The organism is Sphaerisporangium rhizosphaerae (assembly GCF_042665155.1).
Classification (GTDB): Bacteria; Actinomycetota; Actinomycetes; order Streptosporangiales; family Streptosporangiaceae; genus Sphaerisporangium; species Sphaerisporangium rhizosphaerae.
The window spans coordinates 1-2,413 of the sequence record NZ_JBHTCG010000077.1; the positions used below are offsets into that span (position 1 = coordinate 1).

The window sequence follows — 2,413 nt, forward strand, 5'->3', positions numbered from 1 at the left end:
ATCAACGACCTGCGCAACCGCGGCGTCGCCGACATCCTCATCGCCTGCTGTGACGGGCTGAGCGGGTTCGAGGACGCCGTCCATGCCGCGTTTCCCGCCACCACCGTGCAGACCTGCATCGTTCATCGAAGCCATAAGCAATCAACTTGGCGTTTCGCTGTCGTGAGCTGCTGACACCGAGGCCAGAAGCTCGGTGGCGGTGGTGAAACGATGCGTGGCCGGTGTGGAGATGTAGCCGTCCTGCTTGAGCAGCGGCAACACATCGTCGATGGCGTTGCGGATGGTGCCGCGACTGACGCCGAACAGGTCGGCCAGCGTTTGCTGATCGCAGAGTTGTCGCTGGGCCAGCACGGTGGCCAAGATGCGATCGGCATCGGTGATCTTCTGCCGGAAGACACCGCGACGGGACCCTGCAAGCCGTTCGCCTCCGCGCTGCTGGTGCCGGCGTCGTTCAATGGTGGCGTGGTAGGACACCGTGATCCGCTTGATCATGGCCTGGAAGGTGTCGCGCGGCATGCCGGTCACCTCGGGATGCGACAAGACCTGGGAGATGTGCATCTGGGTGGTGACTGCACCATGGTCGAACCAGTCGCGTAGGTCCTGGGAGCGGGAGAAGTAGTGCGTGGTCTGCGAGACGGTGATCTGCTGCTCCTCCATGAGGGTGCGGGTTTGCCTGATCGCCTCGCCGATAGTGACCGGGTTGGTGCTGAGCAGGTCGACCAGAACTTTCTGGGAGCAGACCTGGCGCAGGTAGATGACGGTGATCAGGACGCGGTCGGCGTCCGTGAGCAGAGGTTTGCCGTGGGCTCCGGGTGCTTTCAGACGCCGCCGGCCCCGCTGCTGGAACTTGCGCTGCTCGGCTTGGGCGGCTTGCGCGGGGGCCAGTCGCCTGCAGAGGGCGTTCAGTTCCTCGGCGGACATGCCGGTCAGCCGGGGGTCGGCCAGCATCGCCAGGGCTTGGGCTCGCCACTGCTGTCGATCGTCGGCGGTGACGGCGACGGCCCCGCCGTCCAGACTGGCGGGAGCGATGGTGTAGTTCCAGGTTCCCCGATGCTCATGGGGCGTGATCGGCAGCGAGCGCATGTACTCGCGGCTGATCGAGATCCCGATCGGGTAGGCGCGAGTGTCCAGTTCGGCATGGACGCGCAGTCCAGTGCGGGTGCGAGTGGCCGCGATGCTGTTTACGACGACCTCATGGCTGGTCAACGGCCTGCCGCGCCAGTTCATGGTGATGTGGGAGAACAGCCGGTGCTCGATCTTGTTCCACTTGGAGGTGCCTGGCGGGAAGTGGCACACGGTCACTGTCAGGCCGGTCTCGGCGGCGAATGCCGCCAGCTCGGCCTTCCAGAGCCGGTAGCGGTAGCTGTTGGAGCCACCGCAGTCTGCGGTGATCAGTAAGCGGTCGGCGGCTGGGTAGCCCAGACGACCGTGCGAGCGCCACCAGCGCCGGATCGACTCCACCGCGAACACCGAGGTGTCGTGATCCGTCCCCACGTTGACCCAGCCGGCGTCATGGGTCAGATCGTAGATGCCGAACGGGATCGCCACCTCCACATCCGGGCCGATGAAGTAGAAGCTGTGGTCCTCCACCTTGACCGGGTCGCCTTTCGGTCGCCACTGCCGCCCCGGGTTCGGTAACTGCCCGAGCTGCTCTTTCTTCTTGGCATCGATGCTGATCACCGGCTGGCTCGCTGCCTGGTACTGCTTGACCTGCTCGTTGAGATACCGGAACTGCGCGTCTCGATCAGGGTGCTGCGTGCCCTCCAGGGTCTTGGCGTTGGCCTGCAGGCTGAAGCCCTGCTCACGCAGCAGCCGGCCGACTGTCGGCGCGGAGACAGGATGTCCTTGTTGGGTCAGTTCCTCGGCCAGGTTCCGCAGCGACTTGGTCGTCCAGCGCAAGGGTGACATCGGATCGCCACGCTCATCCGGCTCCACCAACGCCAGTAGTGCTGGGATCACCGCGGGGTCATGGTCCTCGATCGGCTTACGACCGCCACCGGGTCTGCGGATACGGCCGTTAGGAAGCGGGTCCTCGCCGGCCTCCAGCTCGAACACTCCAGCCCGCACCGTGGTCTCGGACACGCCGGCCACGGCCGCTACGGCCCGAACTCCGCCATGACCGAGCAGCCGCGCTTCCTGCGCGAGCACCAGGCGCCGCTGACGCTCGTTGAGATGCGGCAATAACACCTCGAACCGCGCCACGAGCTGCTCGTGGACCTCGCTGGAGATCGCCATACCATCTCAACGAGTCCAAGATCAGAAAGAAGCGCCTTGTTTCTTGACAGCTTCATCTGATCCGCAACGCGCTGCGCCCGGTGCCGCGCAAGGACCGCGCCGCCCTGGCCGCGGAGTTGAGGAAGGTCTACACCGCCGCCGACGCCGAGGCCGCCTTCGACGCCCTGGCCGAGCTCGC

General features: G+C 65.6%; 1 protein-coding gene and 2 pseudogenes. 2 read left to right on the forward strand and 1 reads right to left on the reverse strand.

The genetic code is table 11. From position 1 onward, the window contains the following. A pseudogene (locus ACFQSB_RS40065) lies at nt 1-126 on the forward strand (transposase); the annotation flags it as partial. 15 nt (nt 127-141) lie between these two features. Here the strand turns inward: ACFQSB_RS40065 and ACFQSB_RS40070 are convergent. Then, nucleotides 142-2,235, reverse strand: a complete 2,094-nt coding sequence (locus ACFQSB_RS40070) for an ISAzo13 family transposase (protein ID WP_380832579.1) — start codon at nt 2,233-2,235, stop codon at nt 142-144. 50 nt (nt 2,236-2,285) lie between these two features. Between ACFQSB_RS40070 and ACFQSB_RS40075 the strand changes: the two are divergent. Beyond that, nucleotides 2,286-2,413, forward strand: a pseudogene (locus ACFQSB_RS40075) (transposase); the annotation flags it as partial.

Bases quoted from the DNA above. Each gene is read 5' to 3' on its own strand.
- ACFQSB_RS40070 (WP_380832579.1), bottom strand. From the start codon at position 2,235: ATGGCGATCTCCAGCGAGGTCCACGAGCAGCTCGTGGCGCGGTTCGAG.